Origin of the sequence: Pedobacter sp. (assembly GCF_035317785.1) — a bacterium.
In the GTDB taxonomy this organism is placed as follows: domain Bacteria; phylum Bacteroidota; class Bacteroidia; order Sphingobacteriales; family Sphingobacteriaceae; genus Pedobacter.
Window position 1 is genome coordinate 1 of the sequence record NZ_DATHGC010000057.1, and the last position, 22,772, is coordinate 22,772.

Here is a 22,772-nt window from a genome sequence, read left to right on the forward strand (position 1 = left end):
GACAGTCCTTGCGGAACACCATTCTGCAAGACAATGGCTTCGGCCTGGGTTTTATATTTTATTAAATACAGAATGGGGGCAAAGGTTTCGTGCTGTACAATTTTATAATCGTTTTCTACCTCTGCGATGCAGGGTCTTACATAGCACCCGCTTGTATAATCCGGGCCCTCCAGGACTGCGCCCTCAACGATAAATCTTCCTCCTTCAGCTTTGCATTTTTCAATAGCACTCAAATAACTGGTAACAGCGGCGCTGTCAATCAGCGGGCCAACATGATTGTGCTCATCAAGCGGGTTGCCAATGCGCAGCTGCCCGTAGGCTTTAACCAGCCTGGCGGTAAAAACATCATAAACACTTTCATGGATGATCAGCCTGCGGGTAGAAGTACAACGTTGCCCGGCCGTGCCTACTGCTCCAAAGACGGCGCCAATCAGGCTCATGTCCAGATCTGCGTGTTCTGAGATGATGATTGCATTGTTGCCCCCCAGCTCTAATAAGCTTTTCCCCAGGCGGGCGGCAACCGCTACTCCTACTTCTTTGCCCATTCGGGTGGACCCCGTTGCGGAGATCAGTGCTACGCGGTTGTCATTGGTCATCAATCCGCCGGTAACTTTATCTCCTATGATCAGATTTGAAACGCCTTCCGGAATATCATTTGTCTTAAATACACCTGCAATGATGTGCTGGCATGCAATGGCAGTGACCGGGGTTTTTTCGGATGGCTTCCATACGCATACATTTCCGCAAACCCAGGCCAGAGCCGTATTCCAGCTCCATACTGCTACAGGAAAGTTGAAGGCAGAAATGATACCGACCACCCCCAGCGGATGCCATTGCTCGTACATGCGGTGTCCGGGTCTTTCCGAGTGCATTGTCAATCCGTACAGTTGTCTGGACAAGCCAACCGCAAAATCACAGATGTCTATCATTTCCTGTACTTCCCCCAGACCTTCCTGAAGGCTCTTGCCCATTTCATAGGAAACCAGAGTGCCAAGGTCCGTTTTGTGCCGGCGCAGTGCGTCGCCAAACTGGCGAACGATTTCTCCTCGTTTGGGAGCAGGTATGCTGCGCCAGAAGATGAAAGCATCCGCGGCCTTTTTCATTACTTTTTCATAGTCTGCCCCGCTGGCTACCTGTACCGAAGCTATTTTTTTGCCATCAACGGGAGAATAGCTGTCAATGGTATCTGAGCCTGAAGGAGGTCCCCATACCGCGCCTGTGCTGTAAGCAGGGTTTAACTCCGGGATGTTTAAGTTTTTTAGAACCTGACTGATAGTTTGCATAATTAAAAGCTAGTTTACTACAAATCAACAAAAAAATAACGGAAGGACAATTAAGAATTCCTGGATCAGCAAGAATGGCACGATACTTTCTTGACCTCAATATTACCAGTTTTAAAAGATTGTTCCGTTCCTTTGCGTATTGGTTTGTCATTACAGCTATAGGGTATTATTATCAGTTCGTTACACTATTTAATGTGTGTATGTTGAAAATTATTTGGTGTCTTGTACTGTTTATTGTTGTAAACTTATAGTGTATATTTAACACAGGGATCTGTTCTTTAATTGTTCGATAAATGGAAGAGGAATTTAATTTTGATTTTAGTGATGATGCGCAGCGTTCGGTAGAGCGTTACGAAGAGATGATACGCAATCAGGATCAATACTTTTTTGATGCCCAGGCCTTTGAAAACATTATTGATTATTATATTGACAAGAACGATCCTGTAAAAGCCCTGCAGGTCATAGAATACGCACTCAATCAGCATCCTTATGCTGCGGTATTCCTGGTCAAACAGGCACAGTTGTTTTATGTAACCGATCAGACGGAGCGTGCGTTTCTTGCATTGCAAAAGGCCGAAATGCTGGAAGCTTCAGAATCTGAGATCTACGTGTTAAGAGGAAATATTTACAATAGCCTCGAACGCTATTCGGAGGCACTGGATAATTTTCAAAAAGCACTCGAATTTGCGGAAACAACTGACGAGATTTTGCTTCAGATTGCTTATGTGTATCAGAATATGCTGGATTATGAAAGCGCTATTGTATACATCAAGCAAAGTCTGGAACAGAATATGGAAAACAAGGATGGCCTGTATGAACTCGCCTTCTGTTATGATATTCTCGACAAACAGGAGGAAAGTATCCAGTTTTACCAGGAGTATATAGACAATGATCCTTATTCTTACGCTGCATGGTATAACCTGGCCAATTCTTATCACAAACTTGACCTGTTTGAAAAAGCGATTGATGCTTATGACTATGCAATTCTAATCAAGGATAACTTTGCTTCGGCATATTATAACAAAGGCAATGCGCTGGTTCAGCTTGATCGCTTTGCGGAAGCCATTGATGTCTATAAACAGACTTTTGAATACGAAAAGCCAAATGCAGATACGTATTGCGCAATCGGTGAATGTTATGAAAAACTGGAGCGTATGGACGAAGCCCGGTCTTATTACAAGAAATCAGTCAAAATGGATGCTAAAATGGCTGATGCCTGGTTTGGAATCGGCGTGACCCTTAATTTTGAGGAGCGGTTTTTTGAATCACTCCATTTCTATAAAAAGGCGATTGATCTTGATGGTGAAAATCCGGATTTCTGGTTTGCGATGGCCGATGCCTATTATAAACTTGGTCAGATAGAGCAATCTGTAGAGGCTTATTATAAAGTTTTGGAATATAATCCTGTGGATGTTGAAGCCTGGCTGGATTTCTCCACAGTACTGTATGAACAGGGTAAACTGGTCGAAGCATCGGAAACCATAGCAGACGCCATCAAAAATAATCCTGATGCTGCGGAGCTTTATTACCGCATGGTGGCCTACTTATTTGCAATGGGAGAAAAGAATGACGCACTGGTATATCTGGAAACTGCTCTTGCAACAGATCCTGATAAACATTACATTTTGTTTGAATACTTACCTCAGTTACAGGAAAACGGTTCGATACTTGAAGTGATCAACCGCTATATAAAATAAAAAATGAACAGTTTTTATTGGAGATTGCTGATAAAAACTGTTCATTTTTTTTCACCTTTGTGACCAATATGAATTACCCATTGAATAATTTACCAGAAAGACCTGTAAAACCGCGCAATAAAGGGATTACTATGGTCATGGATAAAGGGCTTAGTTTAAGGCAAACAGAAGATTTCATTGATGTTGCCGGTGTACATACTGATATTGTAAAACTTGGATGGGCAACTTCCTTCGTAACACCTAACTTAAAAGAAAAGCTGGCTATTTACAGGTCGGCAGGTATTCCAACTTATTTTGGAGGCACGCTGTTTGAAGCATTTATCATCCGTAACCAGTTTGAGGATTATCGTCGTGTGCTTGATCAGTTCGAAATGGAATATGTTGAGGTCTCCGACGGATCGATCACTATTGAACATGATCTGAAATGCGAATACATCCGAAAACTTTCCAAACAGGTTACTGTGATCTCTGAAGTAGGCTCTAAAGACGCTGCTAAGATATTTGCTCCTTATAAATGGATCAAACTGATGCAGGCAGAAATTGATGCCGGTTCATGGAAAGTTATAGCTGAAGCCAGAGAGGGCGGAAATGTAGGGATATACAGAGGGTCAGGAGAGGTAAGGGAAGGGTTAGTGGATGAGATACTCACGCAAATTCCTGAAGAGACAATAATTTGGGAAGCTCCTCAAAAAGAACAGCAGGTATGGTTTATAAAGCTTTTGGGCTCTAATGTAAACCTGGGAAATATTGCGCCTGCTGAGGTTATTCCTCTCGAAACCATTCGTCTGGGTTTAAGAGGCGATACGTTTGACCATTTCCTGAATATGGAAAAATTGTAATGAGAAGATTCGGTTTAATCGGATTCCCGCTGTCGCATTCCTTTTCTAAAAAGTTCTTTACACAGAAATTTGCAGCCGAAAATATCTGCGGGTGTGCGTATGAGCTTTTCCCAATAGAAAATGTTGAGCTTCTCCCGGGCCTGATCGCTCAGGATCAGGAACTGGAAGGAATTAATGTAACTATCCCTTACAAACTTGCCGTAATCTCCTACCTTGATGAGATCGATGAAGCTGCAGCGCAAATCGGGGCGGTAAACTGCATTGCGGTGAAACGCAGCAACGGCAGGCTGTTTCTAAAAGGATATAATACCGATGCCTACGGTTTTGAAGAATCTTTGGCGCCTATGCTGGAACCTCATCATACCCGGGCACTTGTTCTGGGCAATGGGGGTGCTGCCAAAGCTGTAAAGTATGTATTGAATAAACTGGGTATCCCGTTTCTGGTGGTCATCAGAAAGCCTGGCAGCGAGACCTTCTTATATGACCGGATCACTGCTGAAGTGCTGAAGGAATATACCATACTGATCAACACTACGCCCCTGGGAATGTCTCCCGATTACGACAGCTGTCCTGAGATTCCCTATGAATCCTTGTCTGACAGGCATTTGGCTTACGACCTGGTTTATAATCCTGAAGAAACTGTGTTTCTCAGGAAATCAAAGGAAAAAGGAGCTAAAGTGAAGAACGGAATGGAAATGTTGTATCTGCAGGCAGAGCGGTCATGGTATATTTGGAACAGCAAATGAAGCGCACATTAATTTTTTGTCTTCTTGGACTGGCACTGACATTTGCTGCATGTTCCGGAAATAGTTACAGCCCCAAGCCAAGAGGATATTACCATATCGATCTTCCCAAAAAAGCATATCAGCATTTTGATAATGGCTGTGCTTACGCTTTTGATTATCCTGTTTATGCGGTTATGCAGCCCGATAGCAGCAGCGGAACAAAACCATGCTGGTACAATCTTTCTTTTACACAGTTTAATGGTCGTCTTCACCTTACTTATTATGACGTTTCCTCCAAAGCGGAATATGAAGGATTGATTGAAGATGCCAGGACTTTTGCTTTTAAACATACGGTGAAGGCCAGTGCGATAGACCAAAAGCTGATTAATTATCCTGATAAAAAGGTATATGGCATATATTATGCTATAGAAGGTAATACAGCCTCATCCGTTCAGTTTTTTTTAACAGACAGTACAAAACATTATTTCAGGGGCGCATTATATTTTAATGAACGGCCGCAATATGATTCTATACAGCCCGTAGTAACTTTCATCAGGAAAGACATTGACAGGATGATAGAGACTTTTAAATGGAAGAATTAGTAATTTATCAGGATGATCAGTTTACAAGGATTTACTTTTAACCCGGTTAGGGAAAACACTTATGTGTTATATGATGAAACCCTGGACTGTGTGATCATAGACCCGGGAATGTATGATGCAGAAGAGCAGAACCTGCTGGTCAGGTTCATTAAAGAGAAAGGCCTCAGGCCGGTGCTCCTGCTGAATACACATTGTCACTATGACCATGTTTTTGGAAACAAATTCGTGTATGACAACTGGGGACTGAAGCCCCAGTTTCACCAGGGAGAGCTGAGGGTTTTGCAAGCGATACCGGGCTATTTGCCTGCTATGGGATTACAGTATGAACTTTCTCCGGAGCCGGAAGTCTTTCTCCCGGAAACAGGTAAGGTTGTCTTTGGCGAAAGCGAGCTGGAGCTTATTTTTGCTCCTGGTCATTCGCCGGCACACCTGTGTTTTTATGCAAGAGCGGATAATTTCCTGATTGGCGGTGATGTTCTGTTTTATAACAGTATAGGCCGTACAGACCTGCCGGGTGGAAATCATAGCCAGCTGATCAGCAGTATCAAAAATAACTTGTTTATATTGCCTGACGATTGTGAAGTCTATCCCGGACACGGGCAGCCGACTTCCATAGGTTTTGAAAAATTGCATAACCCCTTTTTACAATAACAATTGTTAAACAGAAACTATTGAATACACCTTTTTACATAGCACGCAGGTATCTTTTTGCCAAAAAATCCACCAATGCCATAAACATCATTTCCGGGATATCTATGGTAGGGGTTTTTGTGGGAAGTGCAGCGCTGATCATCATTCTGTCTGTGTTTAACGGCTTTGAAGAGGTTGTGCTGAAAATGTTCAATACCATCAGCCCCCAGGTTGTCATATCGCCGCGTCTGGGCAAAACCTTTGATCCTGATACGGAGTATTTCAAAGCCTTAAAAAGTAATCCGGATGTATATTCCTATACGCAGGTATTGTCTGAAAATGCTTTATTAAGGTACAATGAGAAGCAAAGCGTGGGCCTGATCAAGGGCGTAAGCACAGAGTACCTTAAAAATAAGAGTCTTGACAGCATCACGATCGAGGGAAAATTTGTATTAAATAACAGTGCCGGCAGCAACGCAGTAATTGGCTCTGCCATCCAGGCCTATTTAATGGTCAATATTACAGACCCTTTTAACCAGCTGCAAGTCTTTTCTCCGAAAAAAGGCAGCAAACCAAATTCTCTTAATCCAGCAGATGATTTTAATGTTTTGTCTATTCCTGTCTCCGGTGTATTCGAGGTTCAGCAGGATTTTGACAATGTGGCAATAGTTCCACTGTCATTTGCGCGCTCACTACTGGATGAACCGGAAAGGATCTCATCTGTTGAAATCAACCTGCAGCCTGGAGTTGATGCCGGAAAATTTAAGGATGAGATAGAACAGCGCATCGGAGATCATTATGAAATTAAAGACAGGATCCAGCAAAACAGAGTGTTGTACAACATCCTGGGAACCGAAAAGTGGGCTGTATATATTATCCTTACCTTTATACTCATTATTGCTATATTTAATATCATAGGCTCACTAACCATGCTGGTCATCGACAAACTAAAAGACATAGCGGTGCTGAGCAGTTTGGGTGCCGGGAAAAAACTGATAAAGCGAATATTTTTATTTGAAGGGATGATGATCACGATGACCGGATGCATATTCGGGCTTATTGTTGGATTCTTATTCTGTTTAGTACAGCAAAAGTTCGGAGTTTTTAAAATGTCGGAGGAAAATCTGGTTATAGCAAATGCCTATCCGGTAGCTTTTAAAGGGATGGATTTTATGCTCGTGTTTTTAACTGTAAGTGTTTTCTCTTTTGTGGCATCAGCTTTGTCATCTAATTTAAGTGTGAAAAAGATAAACCATTTAAATCAAGATCTTTAATCGTATGCATTTGTTTAAAAAGTCAATTTTATTGTTTTTCCTGTTTGCTATGGCAATTTCTGCCTGTAACCAAAAGTCCGGGGAAGAGAAAAAAAGCGATACTAAATTGATAAAGGGCCTGTATAGTTTTGGTCCGGAAATAAAATCGTTCACTGATTGTGAGGAAGGCAGGGAGTATTGGGTAGCTGACAGCGCCAAAACACTGGAGCTTGCCTATAGCAATTTCAATTTTGAGAAGCCCTACGAGCCCGTATACATTGAAGTAGAGTGCCATTTTATTAAGTCTGACAGTCTGATCGTTTCTGCGGATTTCGATTCTACGATGGTAGTTACAAAATTATTGAAGATGACGAAGGAGATCCCGGATGGCCCCTGCCGTTAGATTTAATGGTTTAGGGTCTGAAGTAGATGTTTTGTGTTAACGGTTGAATTGCACCCCTTTCCTGTGCCATTTTAAACAAAACATCTATTGCTTTTCGTCCTTCAGTACCAAGATCAATAGAATATTTGTTTACATAGAGTTCAATGTGCCTGTACATCACCTCTTCACTCATTTCCTGTGCATGCGCTTTGATAAAATCCAATCCGGATTTGGGATGCGCGAATGCAAACTCGACAGATTTTCGCAATAACCTGTTCACTTTCTCCTGAACGGAATGGTCCAGGTTGCGGTTGATCACAATACCGCCCAAAGGGATGGCACAACCCGTTAACTGCTCCCAGTAACTGCCCAGATCAATGATCTTATGAAGGCCCTTTTCCGAATAGGTAAACCTGTTCTCGTGAATGATGAGTCCGAGATCTATCTTTTCATGGATCAGCGCATCCTCAATCTCCGAGAAAATCATTTCCTGTTTGTCCGCTAAATGGGGAAAAGCAATGCCCAATAAAAAATTAGCAGTGGTAAACTTGCCGGGGATTCCCACTTTTAGTTTAGGGTCTAAATTTTCCGCGTCAGCTAAAAGGGCTTCTTTTTTGCAGATCAGCAGCGGACCTACACCAAATCCCAGCGCGCTGCCGGCATCCAGCAAGGCATACTGCTCACAAACATAGGCAAAGGCATGAAAGCTAAGTTTGGTAATGTCGAGTTCTCCCCTGAACGCTTTTTGATTTAAAGTTTCCACATCGTCGAAAGACACTTCAAAATCCAAGCCTTCGGTGTCAATTTTGTGATGGATCAGCGCATCAAAAATAAAGGTATCATTAGGACAGGGTGAAAATCCCAGGGTAAGTTTCATAAGGCAAAGGTAGCGACTGTGAAGAGTGCATTGGTTAAGTATTTGTCAAAAAGCGAATCGCCCAGTCGTTCAGATTTTTGACCGCAAGACCTATTTTCCAGCGCTCTTTGTTGCGCGGTTCTACATAATTTGAAATGCTCCGCACCTGCAGACAGGGCGTTCCGGTCTGTTCACAGGAATAAAGTACCGCTGCTCCTTCCATACTTTCCGTTGCCGGGTTCAGACGCTTTATGATCTCGGCTATACTGTTCTCGTTGCCAAGCACACGATTAACGGTTATTCCGCTGACCCTTTTCAGGGAAGTAAGCAGGTCATTCAGGAGGTGATGATGGGCGCTGAACTTGCTTTTGCCAAAGCCCAGCTCATCAATTCCTATGAATCCATTTTTATCTTCTGCACCCAGTTCCGACAGCTCATCGCTGATAATATTCAATACCGAACCCAGGGGGATAGTCGGATCGAAACTGCCCGCTATACCCAAATTTAGAACAAGATTGTATTTTGAAGAGAGCCGCTGACCCAGCGCAAAGGCGGCAGCAGTCATTCCGACTCCGGTAATGAGAATGTCAAATTCCGCAGTCTGCACAAAATCCTTTTGAGGTAAATTGAAATGCACATATAACGGTGCAATTTCTGGTCTTGTTGCTGCTACTATAAGAATCTTCATTTGTACAGGAGTATTTCAGGGAAATCTAAGTTAACCATAAGTATTGAATACAGGTAATGCATTTGCCTTAAACCTTTCTACTTAAAGCTTTCTGTGTATATTTGCCAATAACATAACCGGAAATGATATACATAACGAGAAAAGCATCATTTAACGCAGCGCACAAATTGTCCAGACCCGACTGGACCGAAGAAAAAAATACGGAAGTTTATGGTAAATGTGCCAACCCGAACTGGCACGGACATAACTATCAGTTGTATGTAACTGTCAAGGGTGAGGTCAATCCGGAAACCGGATTTTTAGTTGACTTAAAGTGGCTGAAAGATATCACCAACACCTATGTGGTTGACAAGATTGATCACAAGAACCTAAATCTTGATGTAGATTTTATGAAAGGAAAATTAGCCTCTACAGAAAATCTTGCAATAGAAATCTGGAAGGTACTGCTCCCTTTGATCTCGGAATCCGGAGCTCAGCTGCACTGCATAAAAATTTACGAGACCGAAAATAACTTTGTTGAATACTTCGGTCAATTAGCATAATTATGAATCATACAGACCACCTTGATGAAGAAGAGAACGGCTACATTAAAATAGACCGCTACAACGCAGGTAAGATAAACGCGGTAGCTGACCACTACAAAGATATTTTAGGCCAGCTTGGAGAGAATCCCGAGCGGGAAGGGTTGTTAAAAACACCTGAGCGCGTGGCTAAGGCCTTGCAGTACCTCACCCATGGCTATGACCTCAATCCTTCAGAGATACTTCGCGGGGCGATGTTTAAAGAAGATTATAGTCAAATGGTTGTGGTTAAGGACATAGAAGTCTTTTCTATGTGTGAGCACCACATGCTTCCTTTTTTCGGTAAGGCCCACATTGCGTACATTCCTAATGGTCATATTGTAGGCCTAAGCAAGATACCTCGTATAGTTGATGCATTTGCACGGCGTTTGCAGGTTCAAGAGCGTCTGACAAATGAGATCAGGGATTGTATTCAGGAAACGCTGCAGCCAGCCGGCGTTGCTGTAGTGATCGAATGTAAACACCTGTGCATGGCTATGCGCGGTATACAAAAGCAAAATTCTGTGACCACGACCTCAGCCTTTACCGGCGAATTCGCAAAAGATAAAACAAGGGCGGAGTTTTTACGGCTCATCACTGCCAATTTACATTAACAAGTTAGTATTTAGTATCAAGGAATAAGACAGGGGCGCAAGCCTTGATTTTAACCAAACAATTAAAGAATGAAAGCATATATATTTCCAGGACAGGGCGCTCAGTTTTCAGGTATGGGTAAGGAACTTTACGAAAATGAAGAAGCCAGAGCTATGTTTGAAAAAGCCAATGAAATCATCGGTTTCCGTATCAGTGACATTATGTTCTCGGGTACGGATGAAGAACTTAAGGAGACAAAAGTAACGCAGCCCGCAATATTTCTTCATTCAGTGATCCTGGCTAAAACTCTTGGTGCCGACTTTAAACCGGATATGGTAGCGGGACACTCTTTAGGAGAATTCTCTGCCCTTGTTGCTGCATCCGCCTTGTCTTTTGAAGATGGATTGAAACTGGTGATCACCAGGGCCAATGCCATGCAGAAGGCCTGCGAATTACAGCCGTCCACTATGGCGGCCATTCTGGGTCTTGCCGATGATGTTGTGGAGCGTATTTGTGGAGAGATCGATGAAATAGTGGTTGCAGCAAACTACAATTGTCCCGGGCAGATCGTTATTTCGGGAAGCATCGGAGGTGTAGATCTGGCCTGCCAGAAACTGACAGAAGCGGGAGCAAAACGTGCCTTAAAACTAAATGTTGGCGGCGCATTCCACTCCCCGCTAATGGAACCTGCAAGAGCAGAGCTCCAGGATGCCATTGAAAAGGTAGACATTGCAGCGCCAATCTGTCCAATATATCAGAATGTGGACCCAACTGCCAATACCGACCCTGAAAAAATAAAAGAAAATCTAATTACCCAGCTAACGGGTGCGGTAAAGTGGACGCAAACAATTGAGCGTATGATCGCCGGCGGCGCCACTGAATTTGTGGAAATTGGCCCGGGAAATGTATTACAGGGCTTAGTCAGAAAGGTGAGCCGGGAAGTACAAACCAGTTCGGCTACGTCCGCATGATAAAATGAACGCTTAATCCAATAGCATAAAAGGTGAGTATAGCAGGCAAAATCCGGTTTCTTTTAGTGGTGCTTGGCGCTTGCTGTATCGTGACCGCATTGTCGCTAAAGCATTCGATCACAAAAAAGGAACAATTAAAACATGAAGCCGCCAGGCTTCAGGAGAGCCTTGCCGTAAAGGAGCGGATTGCTTATAACTTTCTTGCAGATGCCAGACAGATCGAAAGTGCCAAGCAATATCATGTAAACGAAGATTATGGCCTGAACTTTATGAATACTTATGGCGATAAAGGCCTTAATATTCTGACCTATCAGGATGGTCAGCTTAGGTTTTGGAGTTCCGTTAAAACGATACCTCCTGATCCGGAATTTATCAGGGAAGGTTCTTCCTTTGCTCAATATTCAAATGGTTGGTATGAGGTGATAAAAAAGACTTCAGGCTCTTATATTATCCTTTTTCTAATAGAGATCAAAAGCCAGTACTCGATCCAGAATCAATATCTTGACAATGAGATGTCCCCGCTGCTTTCCAATACCAATTCACTTACACTGGCCACTTTTACAGACCCCGAGGTTAAGGGCATTAATAAACTTGACGGCAATTTGCTGTTTGAAGTAAAGCTGAAGCCCGGATACACCAAAAGTATTTATGCGGCCATGGAGATCTGGCTGTGGGCCGTCGGCCTTTTCAGTTTCTGTTTGTTTTTTAATTCCTTCTGCTCCTGGCTGGTCAAGAGGGGACATCTGATACTTGCCACAGTGCTTTTGACACTCTTCTTTCTGGCAATAAGGATTACCGATCTCGAATACGGCTGGTTCAACCGCCAGTTTGATCTGGAGATCTTTAGTCCGAATATCTACGCAGAAAGCTTTCTGATGCCCTCCCTTGGCGATTTTCTGCTCAATGTCATCGCCCTTACCTGGGTTGTGCTCTTCATTTATACTTACAGTGATAAATATAAGCTGCCCAAATGGCTGATCAGCAGCAAGGCCGCCGGGCTTGCGTTTCATTTTATCTTTTTGCTGATCTTCGGGGCGATCGCTTTTTTATTTGACGCCGTTTTCTTTGGCCTGATCATCAACTCAAAGATCAACTTTGACATTACCAATATCATCAACCTGGGCTGGATCAGCTGGGTAAGCATCATTATACTGTGTCTGGTTTGGTTCAATATTTACATTATTGCCAATATTTTAATGCAGCAGACATTGCAGTTAAAAGTATCCAACAGGGAAAGACTGATTTTGTTCCTGGGGGCATTCACCTTATACCTCCTGTATCGGCTGCTGACCGGCTTCAGCATGTTTTTCATTGCCTATGGACTGTTTGTCTTCATTATGGCATGGAGTTTCTATAAACGCGGGAATAAGTTTTCCATAGGAATATTTGCTTCGCTCTTTTTTTGTCTCGCTTTTATTTCCTCAGTAAAATACCTCAGGTTTATCAGGGAAAAAGAATGGAACAGCAGGGAAGCCATTGCCCAAAGACTCGTCACAACAGAGGATTTTAAAGTGATCAGTGCAATTGAAAACCTGGAAAAAGGCATTTTGTCCAACCGGTTTGTACGGCATTATTTTAAGCAGCCGGCCTTGAACAGTGAGGTAGAATTGCAAAAACACATCAACAAACAATATCTGGAAAACTTTCTGCCCAAGTTTGAATACAACATTCATGAATACAACAGTACAGATTCTTCGACTACCGGGCACAGGGGTGTCGAACTGACCTATTTCAAAGGACTGGTTCAGTCAGGATCAGTCAAAATGCAGGAATCAGATTTTTTTTACAGACTGAATGACACTTTTGGCTACCAAAACTACTTTGGCATTATCCCAATCATTGAAGACAGCCGTTTGCTGGGGACACTCGTTATTGAACTCAAGTCCCAGCCCTATAATTATAAAGGCCAGCTGCCTGAAATACTGCTGGACCATACCATTAAAAACGACGACGACTACAGCAATTATTCCATTGCTTTTTACAAGGACGGAAGACTGGAAAGCCAGACCGGAAAATACACCTACAGACTATCAAGTGGCCAATACAGGAAACGATCTGTCAAAAGAGAGTTTTTTACAGACAGCTTAAACTTTACCCACCTTGTGTATTCACCGGTGTCATCGAAAGTCCTGGTCATCAGTAAGGAGAATGTCTCTTACGTGGTCCGCCTTGCTACCCTGTCCTTTTTCTTTTTGGTGTTCATCTTGTTTTCATTAACCATTTATATCCTGATCTGGCTGATGAAGAACATTGATGAGAGCTGGACGGGCTGGTTCAATATCAACCGTTCCCTGATGATCAACGCAAACAAGATCCTTTACAAGACGAGGATTCAGTTTTCTATCGTGTTGTCGGTAGTCGCGACCCTGCTTATAGTAGGCTGGACTACCTATTTTTATATCCGGAAGGAATACCGGGAACAGCAGTTGGATTTCATAAAGGAGAAAGTGCGTAAAGTTCAGCAATCTTATGAGAAACAGGTTTTGAGTGCCGGAATTCCTTACCCAACTGATAAAGCCATTGCCGATTTTAACCAGTTTGCCGACATCAATGCTGCTTACTTAAATCTTTTTGACATCAATGGCGGTCTTTTATTCACCTCATTGCCCGGAATGTTTGATCAGGGGATACTGAGCAGGCGCATGAGTCCAAATGCTTTCGTCAATCTGGCCCAGCTTCAGCGATCGGAATTTATTGACCCTGCTGAGAAAATAGGGAAATTTGTGTTTGCATCCGCTTATGCCCCCATCAGAAATGCCCAGAACCAAACAGTTGCCTATATCAATGTGCCTTACTATTCAAATGAGGCAGACTACCAGAGCAAGATCGGTGTATTCATCAATACGCTCATTAATATTTACGCACTCGTATTTGTTGCCATAGGTATACTTGCCGTGTTTTTGGCCAACCAGATCACCAGCCCGCTTACCTTCATACAAGACAGCATCAAAAAAACAAAGCTGGGGCAGAAGAACCAGCCCATCGTGTGGTCCCGTCATGATGAGATCGGATCACTGATCAAAGAGTATAACAAGATGATCTCGGCGCTGGATGACAGCGCAAATAAGCTGGCCAGATCAGAGCGGGAAAGCGCCTGGCGCGAAATGGCCAAGCAGGTGGCGCATGAGATAAAAAATCCATTGACACCATTGAAGCTTGGTGTGCAGCTGCTGGAAAAATCATGGAAAGAAAAAGATGCCAATTTTGAAAAGAAGTTTGAGCGCTTCAGCAAATCCTTCATCGAGCAGATCGACAGTTTATCCACCATTGCTTCTGAGTTCTCCAATTTTGCCAAAATGCCCGATACCAAGCTGGAAAAACTGCAGCTGCTGCCAATAATCGGGCAGGCGAGGGACGTTTTTACCAATGCGCAAAACGCAGAGATCTACATTTTGAACCAGACCACACGCGAAGTGATTATACTCGGCGATAAAGACCAGCTGCTTCGAACTTTTAACAACCTGTTTAAGAATGCCATAGAAGCCGCTGCTGCAGTAAAGAAGTGTCTCATCAAGGTAACTATTACCAATGACCATGAAAAGGTATCTATCGCAGTTGAAGACAACGGGAAGGGTATAGATGTTTCTTTGCAGGACAAAATATTCGTCCCTAACTTTACGACTAAATCATCCGGAACCGGACTTGGGCTTGCGTTTGTAAAACAGGCAGTAGAAAATGCGGGGGGAACCATTGAATTTAAATCCTTAACAGAGGTCGGAACGACTTTTTATCTCAGCTTCCCTTTATCTTAGCGCGATTTCAGAGCGCCCCATGGTATATCCGTCGGCATATAGAATTACGGCGTATGTTCCCTTCATAAATTGGTTAGGATTGATCCAGTCCATCGTATAAGAAGTATTGTCGTCATTATAAGATATAGAGGTAGAGGAGCTGTACTGCATCTCTTGTCCTTCTGCTTCAAACATATTGTTTTCATTGGCGATGAGGTTGCCCGCAGGATCAAACACACGCAGATAGACCTTATGATAATCCTTCTGCGCCAGGGGATTGGGCACAAGATCAAAAGAAACACTAAGCTTTTTTGCGGAACCTGCTTTCGTAACTTCAATATTCTTTCCGCTGCTTTTTACCCGGTATGCAATCACTGTTACATTAGCGGCTTTCAATGCCGAACTGGTTTTTACCTGGGCATTCAGTTCTGAGTTTTGCTGTTCAAGTTCTGCGGCATGCATTGCCGCGGAATTTGCGGATGCTCTCAGGCTGTCCATCCTCGATTTCAGGCGTAAATTTTCTTTTTCCAGTCTGATAATGGTTTCATTATAGGTCCGCACAAACTCTCTGAGCTCTTTTACCTGTTCCTGGGCCTTAATGAGGTCTTCTTGTGTCAGCTGACCCTGCTGCAGCGCGAGTTTAAGCTGGGCGATCTTTTCGCGTGCCAGACCCTGTTCTTTAATCAGCTTATCAGTTAAGGTCACATTAAGCGCATTTACCTTGTCCAGCTCCACCTCGATTTTCTCTACTTCGAGTTTAAGCCGGTCTTTTTCGGTACTTACGCTGGCGTAGCGTTCGGTTTGGTGTTTATCTTTGAAAAAAAGATAGGCATTTGTACCCAGGAGTGCAGCAATTACGACCACAAGAAAATAGATCTTGTTACGATCGGCTTTGTTCACTATATCATTCTGATCTGACATCGTTATAAATTCTTAACTATATTTGGGTTGCAAACGAACATAAGTAAAATATAATAAATGGTAAAAAAAACTCCAAATTGTATGAGACTTTCAAAAAATTCGTTTACTTGCTAAGATTAGGGGCAGAATTGTCTGCTGCACACAACAAATGAAACTATTTTATACCACTGGAAAAACACATAAAAGTATGCTCAAAGCCACTATTTATGCGCTATTATTAATTTTATCAATTCCGCTACCCGTATTTTCGCAAACCACAACAAAAATTGCTCCAAAAAGAGAGTTCAGAGGTGTCTGGGTAGCCACGGTAACGAACATAGACTGGCCGTCCAAACCCGGGCTGAGCGCTGACCGTCAAAAACAAGAGCTTATCGGCATCCTTGAGCAGCACAAAGCCAATGGAATGAATGCCATTTTGCTGCAGGTAAGACCAGCTGCCGATGCATTTTATGCCAAATCAAGAGAGCCCTGGAGCCAATGGCTGATGGGCAAACAAGGTGTGGCACCGGCACCGGGATATGATCCTTTGGAATTTGCCATAAAGGAGGCACACCAGCGGGGTATGGAGCTGCACGCATGGTTCAACCCTTACCGGGCCACAATGAGCCCATACGCCGTTGTACACGAAAGCCACATGACAAAAAAGCGGCCTGAGCTTTTCTTTACTTATGCCGGGAAAAAGCAGTTTGATCCCGGCATACCGGAGGTAAGAGCATACATTGTGCAGGTGATCCTGGATGTGGTGAAGGGATATGACGTGGATGGAATTCATTTTGATGATTATTTCTATCCTTACAACGTGGAAGGCCAGCGGATAAATGACAGCGCAACTTTTCAGAAATACCCTAATGACTTCACCAATATTAATGACTGGCGGCGCAACAATGTAAATCTGCTGATCAAAGAGCTCAGGGACAGCATCCATTTTTATAAAAACCATGTTAAGTTTGGAGTTAGTCCATTTGGGATCTGGAGAAATATTTCAGAAGATTCACTGGGTTCGGCTACCAGTGGCCTGTCCAATTATGCCGAGCTCTTTGCCGATTCCAGGAAATGGGTGCAGGAAGGATGGGTTGATTACATCAATCCGCAGATTTATTTTAGTTTCACACGACGGGTAGCGCCTTTTGCAACGCTTGTAGACTGGTGGAGCAATAATACCTTTGGCCGTCACCTTTACATCGGGCAGGCAGCCTATCTCATGAACCAAAAAATGGAAGCCGCGTGGCGCCTGCCAAATCAAATCCCTGACCAGGTACGCTATATCAGGGGCAACAACAGGGTACAGGGGAGTGTATACTTTAGCTCAAAGTCATTTTCCAATGTAGCCCGGGCCACGGGCGATTCTCTCCGGAATGATCTGTACAGGTATCCCGCATTGCCTCCTCAGATGCCATGGCTGGATGAGATCGTGCCCAATCAGCCCCAGCAGCTCAGTGCGGAAGCATTAACTGACGGAGTGCATTTGAATTGGCAAAAGCCGTTAAAGGCATCGGACGGAGAGACCGCGTCGGGATACGTGGTCTATCGTTTTGAAGAAGGTGAGAAAATTGATGTGCTCAACGCGAAAAATATACTCAGGATCAGTTTTGAGGATTTTACCTCTTTTATTGACACCAGCGTAAATAGCGGTAAAAGGTACAATTACCTCGTCACTGCGCTGGACAGGCTTAAAAATGAAAGCGACCCAAGCGGACCGGTAGGCGTTCAGGCAAAGGTGATCAACGCTTCCAATTAGACTTTTATAATGATTTTCCTGCTGTACATCAGCCAAAGAATGGCCAGCCAGAACAGTACAAAAGTGACCGCCCAGGCCAGAGAGGCATTGACAGGTGAGAAATAGGGCATAAAAAAGCTTTCGTAAAGCCAGTTCTGCGCGCCGGTTTCGGAGCCGTCGGGCTGGGTGACTTTGATCATATTCAGGATCCTCGGTATCAAACCGGATAAGAAAAATACGGTGATCGCGTTGACCCCATATACCACAAATGGCTTTGTGAATCGGCTATAATTATTGACGTCAATGATCCAGTAGCTCAGAGAGAGCACCACGGTGGCCAGCCCTCCGGTAAACGGGACAAAGGAACTGGTCCAGAGCGATTTATTAATAGGAAACTGAAGGCCCCAGACCCAGCCAAGTGCTATTGCGGCAAAGCCTGCTGAAAACAACCATGCCATTTTAGTCGCCGCATCAAGGTCTTTGCGTTTTAGATAAACTCCCACCAGTATCCCAAACAAGCCGGTGGCAACGGCGGGAATGGTTCCCAGTATTCCCTCAGGATCCCAGGTTTTGGCCGATTTCCATAAATGGGCCTCACCGAGCACTCCCCTGTCTATCCATGCACCCAGATTGGTTTCCTTTTCGAGATTGGCATAACCGATCCCCGGAACAGGCACAAAGGTCATCAAAGCCCAGTAGACCGCAAGCAAAACGATAAACAACCGGAAAATGTTCTTTTCAGAAGTCTTTAAAAAGATGACCGAGGAAATAAAGAATACCACCGCAATTCGCTGAAGCACTCCGGGAATACGCACATGCTGAAAAGCTTCGGCGGGTTCTGTGAATACTTTTGGAAACAGGGACAGGAATAACCCTAGCCCGAACAGGATCAATGCCCTTTTCAGCGCTTTGACGATTGTTTTGTTGTGCGAGGCGGGATCCAGCTTCCTGCTGCCCATAGCGTAAGCAATAGAAACCCCAACGATAAACAGGAAAAAAGGAAAAACCAGGTCAGTCGGCGTACAGCCATTCCATTCGGCATGCTCCAATGGCGCGTAAATATGTGCCCAGCTCCCCGGGTTGTTCACCAATATCATCGCCGCCACTGTCGCCCCTCTGAAAAAATCCAGGGAAAGCAGGCGTGCAGGTTTGTCGTTTATCGTTGAGGCCATTATTTAGTTATTAAAAATCCTGAGATCAGAATATATAACGGACAAAGGCTTCCATGGCTTCATAATTTGCTAATCCAAGGTTGTCATAGGCCTGTGCAGTTTCTCTGTTCCTGTCTTCCGCTCTTTTCCAAAACTCCCTTGCATCATCACCAGGGAAAACTGCTTTGTCTTTTTGCGACTGATGCTTGAAGATAGCGAATTTTTTCCTTTCTACCTCCTGAGGGCTCAGCGGTACGGCCATTTCAATTTCATGGGTTTCAAATTCCTGCCATGCGCCGCGGTACATCCACAGCCAGCAGTCTTTTACCCAGTCCTCTGTTTTTGCCAGACGCTGCAGCGCTTTCAGTATAATATTGAAACAAACAATGTGCGTTCCGTGAGGATCTTCAAAATCTCCGGCGGCAAATACCTGCTGCGGTTTAACCTTTTGCAGCAAATCCATGGTGAGCACGACGTCTTCATCGGTTACAGGGTTCTTCTGGTTCTTGCCGCTTTCATAAAAAGGAAGGGCCATAAAATGGATATGGTCGTCTTCAAGTCCGCAATAACGGGCGCCGGCAATAGCCTCACCCTTTCTGATCAGTCCTTTTACCGTTTGAATCTCATGCGTATCGACCTGGTTGGGCTGTTTTTTTTCCATGAAATCGCGCATGTTGTGATACATGGCTTTAAGGTCAGGCTGATCATGGCCCATCTTTTCGGCAAAGTCAATATTAAACTCTACAAACCGGAGTACATCGTCGTCCCATACAGCTGTATTGCCTGAAGTCTGGTAGGCCACATGAACATCGTGCTGCTGGTCTACCAGGCGGATAAAAGTTCCGCCCATGGAGATCACATCGTCATCCGGATGCGGGGAAAATATGATGGAACGTTTTTTAGCAGGTTCGGCCCTTTCCGGTCTTTGCGAATCATCCGCGTTCGGCTTTCCGCCCGGCCAGCCGGTAATGGTATGCTGTAACTTGTTAAAAATGTCAATGTTGATGTTGTAAACCGGACCGCGGTCAACTGCCAGCTGGGCCATTCCGTTGTTGTTATAATCATCTTCAGTAAGCTTTAAGACAGGTTTGCCTAATGTATTGGCCAGCCAGATAACTGCCTTTCTGGTGATCTTTCCATCCCAGACGCAATCCTTCACCAACCACGGCGTATCAAAACGTGTCAGCAATGATGCCGCATCCTGATCTAAAATGAACTCGACATTATCAGAGAGCTGCAGGTAGGTCGCCGGTACATCACTGGAGATTTCCCCTTCCACAGCTTTTTTGATAATAGAAGCTTTTTTACGGTTCCAGGCCATAAGGATGATTTCCCTGGCTTTGAAAATGGTACCGATACCCATGGTAATGGCCTTGGTCGGCACAAAAGATTTACCCCCGAAATCCCTTGCCGCATCACGGCGGGTCAAATCATCCAGCGTTACCAGACGGGTACCGGAGTTTGGTGCGGAGCCCGGCTCATTGAAACCAATGTGACCGGTACGTCCGATACCCAGGACCTGGATATCCAGGCCGCCTACATCAGTGATCTTTTTTTCATAGGCCAGGCAGAAAGCAGGGATATCTTCCAGCTTTAAAGTCCCGTCGGGAATGTTTACATTTTTCTTGTCGATATCGATGTGGTCAAACAAGTTCTCATTCATGAAGGAAACATAGCTCTGTGCAGCATCAGGCTGCATCGGGTAGTATTCATCCAGGTTAAACGTGACCACGTTCTTAAAACTTAAACCTTCTTCTTTATGCATTCTGACCAGTTCTGCATAAACAGCTATCGGAGTAGCTCCGGTAGCCAAGCCCAAAACCGCATAAGTGTTGTTTTGCTGCTTTTCTTTAATCAGGTTCCCAATACGTTTAGCTACACTAATTGATGCTGCTTTAGGGTTTTCAAAGACAGAGACGGGTAATTTTTCAAAGCGCGTCTCTTCCAGAAGATTTAATCTTGCCATTTAGTTGATCTTAAAGTTTGTACGGAGCAGTAAATATAGGTCACCTGAATGGTTTTATCAAACTTTTAAGGGTATAGTTTGCGTTAAAAATTTGTCCGTATGGTATTGAAAGTTAGTGATTTGACTATTGCAAACGATTGAGATACAACCCAGAGGCGGTTTTTCTTCCATATCGCCATTGGTAGATTTGCAGATATTTGTTGCTAATGCGGCCTGACCTCTGCTTGTGTGGTACCTGGGTTCTTTATGGGTAGACACCGAATACGCCATAATTACATATTGACTACGGGATGAGTGCACCTTTTTGCTGAAAAAAGGTGCACTCACCGTGGACTCAGGGTGCACTCACCCTGCACTCAGTGCGAGCGCATGTACTACTCAAATACCAGCTGTGGTAGTCGGCAGGAAAATGAAAAACTCTATATTGCAGTACAAACACATCACAATATGAATAGAAATTGGCAAAAAGTCTTTGATGTCATTAGCAAACAAGAAAGGCTGATCATTGGCCTGATGTCTGGTACTTCGCTTGACGGGCTCGATATTGCCCTGTGTGCGATAAGCAGTTCAGGTGCGCAGACCAAAGTTAGGCTATTGGAATTCAAGACTGTGGGTTACGCTGATGAATTTAAAGCCGAAGTGAAGTCTATTTTTTCCAGAAGGGATGCAGACCTGCAAATGGTGTGCCTGATGAATGATAAAATAGGTTTGATCCATGGGGAAATGATCCTGGAAACACTCAAAGGTTGGGGCTTGAAGCCGGAAGATATTGATGTAATAGCAAGTCACGGGCAGACGATTTTTCATGCGCCGGCATCCTTACACAGATTACCGGATTATCCCAATGCTACGCTTCAGATCGGGGACGGAGATCATATTGCGGTTAAAACTGGGATCATTACCATTAGTGATTTCCGGCAAAAACACATCGCCGCAGGTGGAGAGGGAGCACCCCTTGCTGTTTATGGGGACTATCTTTATTTTTCAAAAAAGGGTGAAGACAGGGTGATGCTGAACATCGGAGGGATCGCAAACTTCACTTATTTGCCGGCTGATAATGATGCTTCTAAGGTGTTTTCGACAGATGTTGGTCCCGGGAATACCATGATGGACCAGTTTGTTCAGGCCCATTATCCGGGAATGTACTATGACAAGGATGCGGCCCTGGCCAGAGCGGGTATAGTAAATGAAGCTTTGCTCAAAGCACTGAAAACCGCCCCGTTTTTAGAAGCTGGCTTTCCCAAAACAACCGGGCCCGAACTGTTCAACCTGCATTACCTGAAGGAGGCGCAGAAGAGTTCTGGTACCTCAGGTGAAAACGGAGATGTTGCGCTGAGCAATGAAGATGTGCTGGCCACACTTTCTGCATTTTCAGCAGAGGTGATTGTTGAGGCGATTAAAAGATGTTTTGGAGATAGAGCTGCTCCGGTGATTTACCTGAGCGGTGGCGGAATGCACAACCCGCTGCTGACAGAACGGCTAAAAAAAGGGCTGCCTGATGCGGCTTTTCTTTCAACGGATGATCTGGGGATTAACCCGGATGCTAAAGAGGCCGTGCTTTTTGCATTGCTGGCCAATGAAACGCTGGTTGGCGGGACTGTAGATTTTGGGGACCGTGAAGGAGTCCCTTCGACAACAATGGGCAAGATTTCTTTGCCTTTTTAGTAAGTGGGCAGCCAATGTTAACTTTATGGGGTGTAAATATTAAGCTTTTGATTATGTCTGCCTAAAAGGTATATTTAAGTAATCAAAACCTTAACATATGAAAATACTTTACGCTATGTGGCATCCGGTAAACAGGCTTGTTTTATGGGTGCCAATTTTATTTCTGCTTTTTGCAGTCTCTGCAGATGCGCAAACTAAGCAGTACATTTTAAGCGGGCGGGTTACGGAAGGGAGCTCTCAGGTAGGCATACCAGGGGTCGTAGTTAAAGTGCAGAATACAAATTTCGCGGTTGCGACGAGTAGTGAGGGAAAATTTAACCTGCCGGCTAACCTGAGCTCGGGAACCTACCAGATTGTGTTTTCTTCTATCGGTTTTAAAACCCAGACCAAGACCGTGCAGCTCGGCACTGGTGTTCAGGTAGTGGTTAACGGTGAGCTAACCGCAGACAATATTGGCCTGGATGAGGTGATCATTACCGGTACTTCGCAGGGAACTACCCGGAAGCAAATGGGCAGTTACGTGAGTTCTGTAAAGGGGGAT

General features: G+C 44.2%; 20 protein-coding genes. 14 read left to right on the forward strand and 6 right to left on the reverse strand.

Annotated features, from left to right (window positions below; translation table 11 throughout):
* The coding region (locus VK541_RS03655; RefSeq protein ID WP_324367026.1) for an aldehyde dehydrogenase family protein at positions 1 to 1,283 on the reverse strand (1,283 nt) is incomplete at its 3' end.
* A 293-nt stretch (positions 1,284 to 1,576) separates the two neighbouring features.
* Here VK541_RS03655 and VK541_RS03660 point away from each other — a divergent pair.
* The 7 genes from VK541_RS03660 to VK541_RS03690 all read left to right on the forward strand — a co-directional run bounded on the left by VK541_RS03660 (position 1,577) and on the right by VK541_RS03690 (position 7,432).
* Positions 1,577 to 2,980: a tetratricopeptide repeat protein gene (locus VK541_RS03660; RefSeq protein WP_324367028.1), complete on the forward strand. Its 1,404-nt coding sequence runs from the start codon at positions 1,577 to 1,579 to the stop codon at positions 2,978 to 2,980.
* A gap of 68 nt (positions 2,981 to 3,048) precedes the next feature.
* A complete protein-coding gene (locus tag VK541_RS03665) occupies positions 3,049 to 3,819 on the forward strand; it encodes a phosphosulfolactate synthase (protein ID WP_324367030.1) in 771 nt (256 codons plus the stop codon).
* Positions 3,819 to 4,565 (forward strand): shikimate dehydrogenase, encoded by a 747-nt coding sequence (gene aroE / locus VK541_RS03670; RefSeq protein ID WP_324367032.1) that lies wholly within the window; start codon positions 3,819 to 3,821, stop codon positions 4,563 to 4,565. Before VK541_RS03665 ends, aroE begins: the two co-directional genes overlap by 1 nt.
* Positions 4,562 to 5,146, forward strand: coding sequence for a gliding motility lipoprotein GldD (gene gldD / locus VK541_RS03675; RefSeq protein ID WP_324367034.1), 585 nt, complete (start codon positions 4,562 to 4,564; stop codon positions 5,144 to 5,146). Before aroE ends, gldD begins: the two co-directional genes overlap by 4 nt.
* Positions 5,147 to 5,158: 12 nt before the next feature.
* Positions 5,159 to 5,797, forward strand: a complete 639-nt coding sequence (locus VK541_RS03680; RefSeq protein WP_324367036.1) for an MBL fold metallo-hydrolase — start codon at positions 5,159 to 5,161, stop codon at positions 5,795 to 5,797.
* A 20-nt stretch (positions 5,798 to 5,817) separates the two neighbouring features.
* Positions 5,818 to 7,050 (forward strand): ABC transporter permease, encoded by a 1,233-nt coding sequence (locus tag VK541_RS03685; protein ID WP_324367038.1) that lies wholly within the window; start codon positions 5,818 to 5,820, stop codon positions 7,048 to 7,050.
* A gap of 49 nt (positions 7,051 to 7,099) precedes the next feature.
* Positions 7,100 to 7,432, forward strand: coding sequence for a hypothetical protein (locus VK541_RS03690; RefSeq protein ID WP_324367040.1), 333 nt, complete (start codon positions 7,100 to 7,102; stop codon positions 7,430 to 7,432).
* Between the two features lie 10 nt (positions 7,433 to 7,442).
* On the opposite strand, the gene VK541_RS03695 is transcribed toward VK541_RS03690, so the two are convergent.
* Both VK541_RS03695 and mqnB read right to left on the reverse strand, forming a co-directional pair.
* On the reverse strand, positions 7,443 to 8,288 hold the full coding sequence (locus tag VK541_RS03695; RefSeq protein ID WP_324367042.1) for a 1,4-dihydroxy-6-naphthoate synthase: 846 nt from the start codon (positions 8,286 to 8,288) through the stop codon (positions 7,443 to 7,445).
* 34 nt (positions 8,289 to 8,322) lie between these two features.
* On the reverse strand, positions 8,323 to 8,955 hold the full coding sequence (mqnB, locus tag VK541_RS03700) for a futalosine hydrolase (protein ID WP_324367043.1): 633 nt from the start codon (positions 8,953 to 8,955) through the stop codon (positions 8,323 to 8,325).
* Positions 8,956 to 9,077: 122 nt separating this feature from the next.
* Here mqnB and VK541_RS03705 point away from each other — a divergent pair, with 122 nt between their 5' ends.
* From VK541_RS03705 to VK541_RS03720, 4 genes are all read left to right on the forward strand, one after another.
* On the forward strand, positions 9,078 to 9,497 hold the full coding sequence (locus VK541_RS03705) for a 6-pyruvoyl trahydropterin synthase family protein (protein WP_324367045.1): 420 nt from the start codon (positions 9,078 to 9,080) through the stop codon (positions 9,495 to 9,497).
* A gap of 2 nt (positions 9,498 to 9,499) precedes the next feature.
* Positions 9,500 to 10,129: a GTP cyclohydrolase I FolE gene (folE, locus tag VK541_RS03710; RefSeq protein ID WP_324367047.1), complete on the forward strand. Its 630-nt coding sequence runs from the start codon at positions 9,500 to 9,502 to the stop codon at positions 10,127 to 10,129.
* A gap of 69 nt (positions 10,130 to 10,198) precedes the next feature.
* Complete coding sequence (gene fabD, locus VK541_RS03715; RefSeq protein ID WP_324367048.1) at positions 10,199 to 11,080, forward strand: ACP S-malonyltransferase; 882 nt, start codon at positions 10,199 to 10,201, stop codon at positions 11,078 to 11,080.
* A 32-nt stretch (positions 11,081 to 11,112) separates the two neighbouring features.
* Positions 11,113 to 14,832: an ATP-binding protein gene (locus VK541_RS03720; protein ID WP_324367050.1), complete on the forward strand. Its 3,720-nt coding sequence runs from the start codon at positions 11,113 to 11,115 to the stop codon at positions 14,830 to 14,832.
* Here VK541_RS03720 and VK541_RS03725 read toward each other — a convergent pair.
* Positions 14,824 to 15,732, reverse strand: a complete 909-nt coding sequence (locus VK541_RS03725; protein ID WP_324367052.1) for a hypothetical protein — start codon at positions 15,730 to 15,732, stop codon at positions 14,824 to 14,826. The two genes, VK541_RS03720 and VK541_RS03725, sit on opposite strands and share 9 nt — an antisense overlap.
* Positions 15,733 to 15,919: 187 nt before the next feature.
* Between VK541_RS03725 and VK541_RS03730 the strand changes: the two genes are divergently transcribed.
* Positions 15,920 to 17,470, forward strand: a complete 1,551-nt coding sequence (locus VK541_RS03730) for a glycoside hydrolase family 10 protein (protein WP_324367054.1) — start codon at positions 15,920 to 15,922, stop codon at positions 17,468 to 17,470.
* Here VK541_RS03730 and VK541_RS03735 read toward each other — a convergent pair.
* Positions 17,467 to 18,621, reverse strand: coding sequence for an acyltransferase family protein (locus VK541_RS03735; RefSeq protein WP_324367056.1), 1,155 nt, complete (start codon positions 18,619 to 18,621; stop codon positions 17,467 to 17,469). The genes VK541_RS03730 and VK541_RS03735 overlap by 4 nt on opposite strands.
* Positions 18,622 to 18,646: 25 nt before the next feature.
* Positions 18,647 to 20,566, reverse strand: a complete 1,920-nt coding sequence (gene nagB, locus VK541_RS03740) for a glucosamine-6-phosphate deaminase (RefSeq protein WP_324367058.1) — start codon at positions 20,564 to 20,566, stop codon at positions 18,647 to 18,649.
* A gap of 447 nt (positions 20,567 to 21,013) precedes the next feature.
* Between nagB and VK541_RS03745 the strand changes: the two genes are divergently transcribed.
* A complete protein-coding gene (locus VK541_RS03745) occupies positions 21,014 to 22,231 on the forward strand; it encodes an anhydro-N-acetylmuramic acid kinase (RefSeq protein ID WP_324367060.1) in 1,218 nt (405 codons plus the stop codon).
* 97 nt (positions 22,232 to 22,328) lie between these two features.
* The coding region (locus tag VK541_RS03750) for a carboxypeptidase-like regulatory domain-containing protein (RefSeq protein WP_324367061.1) at positions 22,329 to 22,772 on the forward strand (444 nt) is incomplete at its 3' end.

Excerpts from the sequence above, each read along its gene's own strand:
- VK541_RS03660 (WP_324367028.1), top strand. The coding sequence starts at position 1,577 with ATGGAAGAGGAATTTAATTTTGATTTTAGTGATGATGCGCAGCGTTCG.
- VK541_RS03665 (WP_324367030.1), top strand. The coding sequence starts at position 3,049 with ATGAATTACCCATTGAATAATTTACCAGAAAGACCTGTAAAACCGCGC.
- aroE (WP_324367032.1), top strand. The coding sequence starts at position 3,819 with ATGAGAAGATTCGGTTTAATCGGATTCCCGCTGTCGCATTCCTTTTCT.
- gldD (WP_324367034.1), top strand. The coding sequence starts at position 4,562 with ATGAAGCGCACATTAATTTTTTGTCTTCTTGGACTGGCACTGACATTT.
- VK541_RS03680 (WP_324367036.1), top strand. The coding sequence starts at position 5,159 with ATGATCAGTTTACAAGGATTTACTTTTAACCCGGTTAGGGAAAACACT.
- VK541_RS03690 (WP_324367040.1), top strand. The coding sequence starts at position 7,100 with ATGGCAATTTCTGCCTGTAACCAAAAGTCCGGGGAAGAGAAAAAAAGC.
- VK541_RS03695 (WP_324367042.1), bottom strand. The coding sequence starts at position 8,288 with ATGAAACTTACCCTGGGATTTTCACCCTGTCCTAATGATACCTTTATT.
- mqnB (WP_324367043.1), bottom strand. The coding sequence starts at position 8,955 with ATGAAGATTCTTATAGTAGCAGCAACAAGACCAGAAATTGCACCGTTA.
- VK541_RS03705 (WP_324367045.1), top strand. The coding sequence starts at position 9,078 with ATGATATACATAACGAGAAAAGCATCATTTAACGCAGCGCACAAATTG.
- folE (WP_324367047.1), top strand. The coding sequence starts at position 9,500 with ATGAATCATACAGACCACCTTGATGAAGAAGAGAACGGCTACATTAAA.
- fabD (WP_324367048.1), top strand. The coding sequence starts at position 10,199 with ATGAAAGCATATATATTTCCAGGACAGGGCGCTCAGTTTTCAGGTATG.
- VK541_RS03725 (WP_324367052.1), bottom strand. The coding sequence starts at position 15,732 with ATGTCAGATCAGAATGATATAGTGAACAAAGCCGATCGTAACAAGATC.
- VK541_RS03730 (WP_324367054.1), top strand. The coding sequence starts at position 15,920 with ATGCTCAAAGCCACTATTTATGCGCTATTATTAATTTTATCAATTCCG.
- VK541_RS03735 (WP_324367056.1), bottom strand. The coding sequence starts at position 18,621 with ATGGCCTCAACGATAAACGACAAACCTGCACGCCTGCTTTCCCTGGAT.
- nagB (WP_324367058.1), bottom strand. The coding sequence starts at position 20,566 with ATGGCAAGATTAAATCTTCTGGAAGAGACGCGCTTTGAAAAATTACCC.
- VK541_RS03745 (WP_324367060.1), top strand. The coding sequence starts at position 21,014 with ATGAATAGAAATTGGCAAAAAGTCTTTGATGTCATTAGCAAACAAGAA.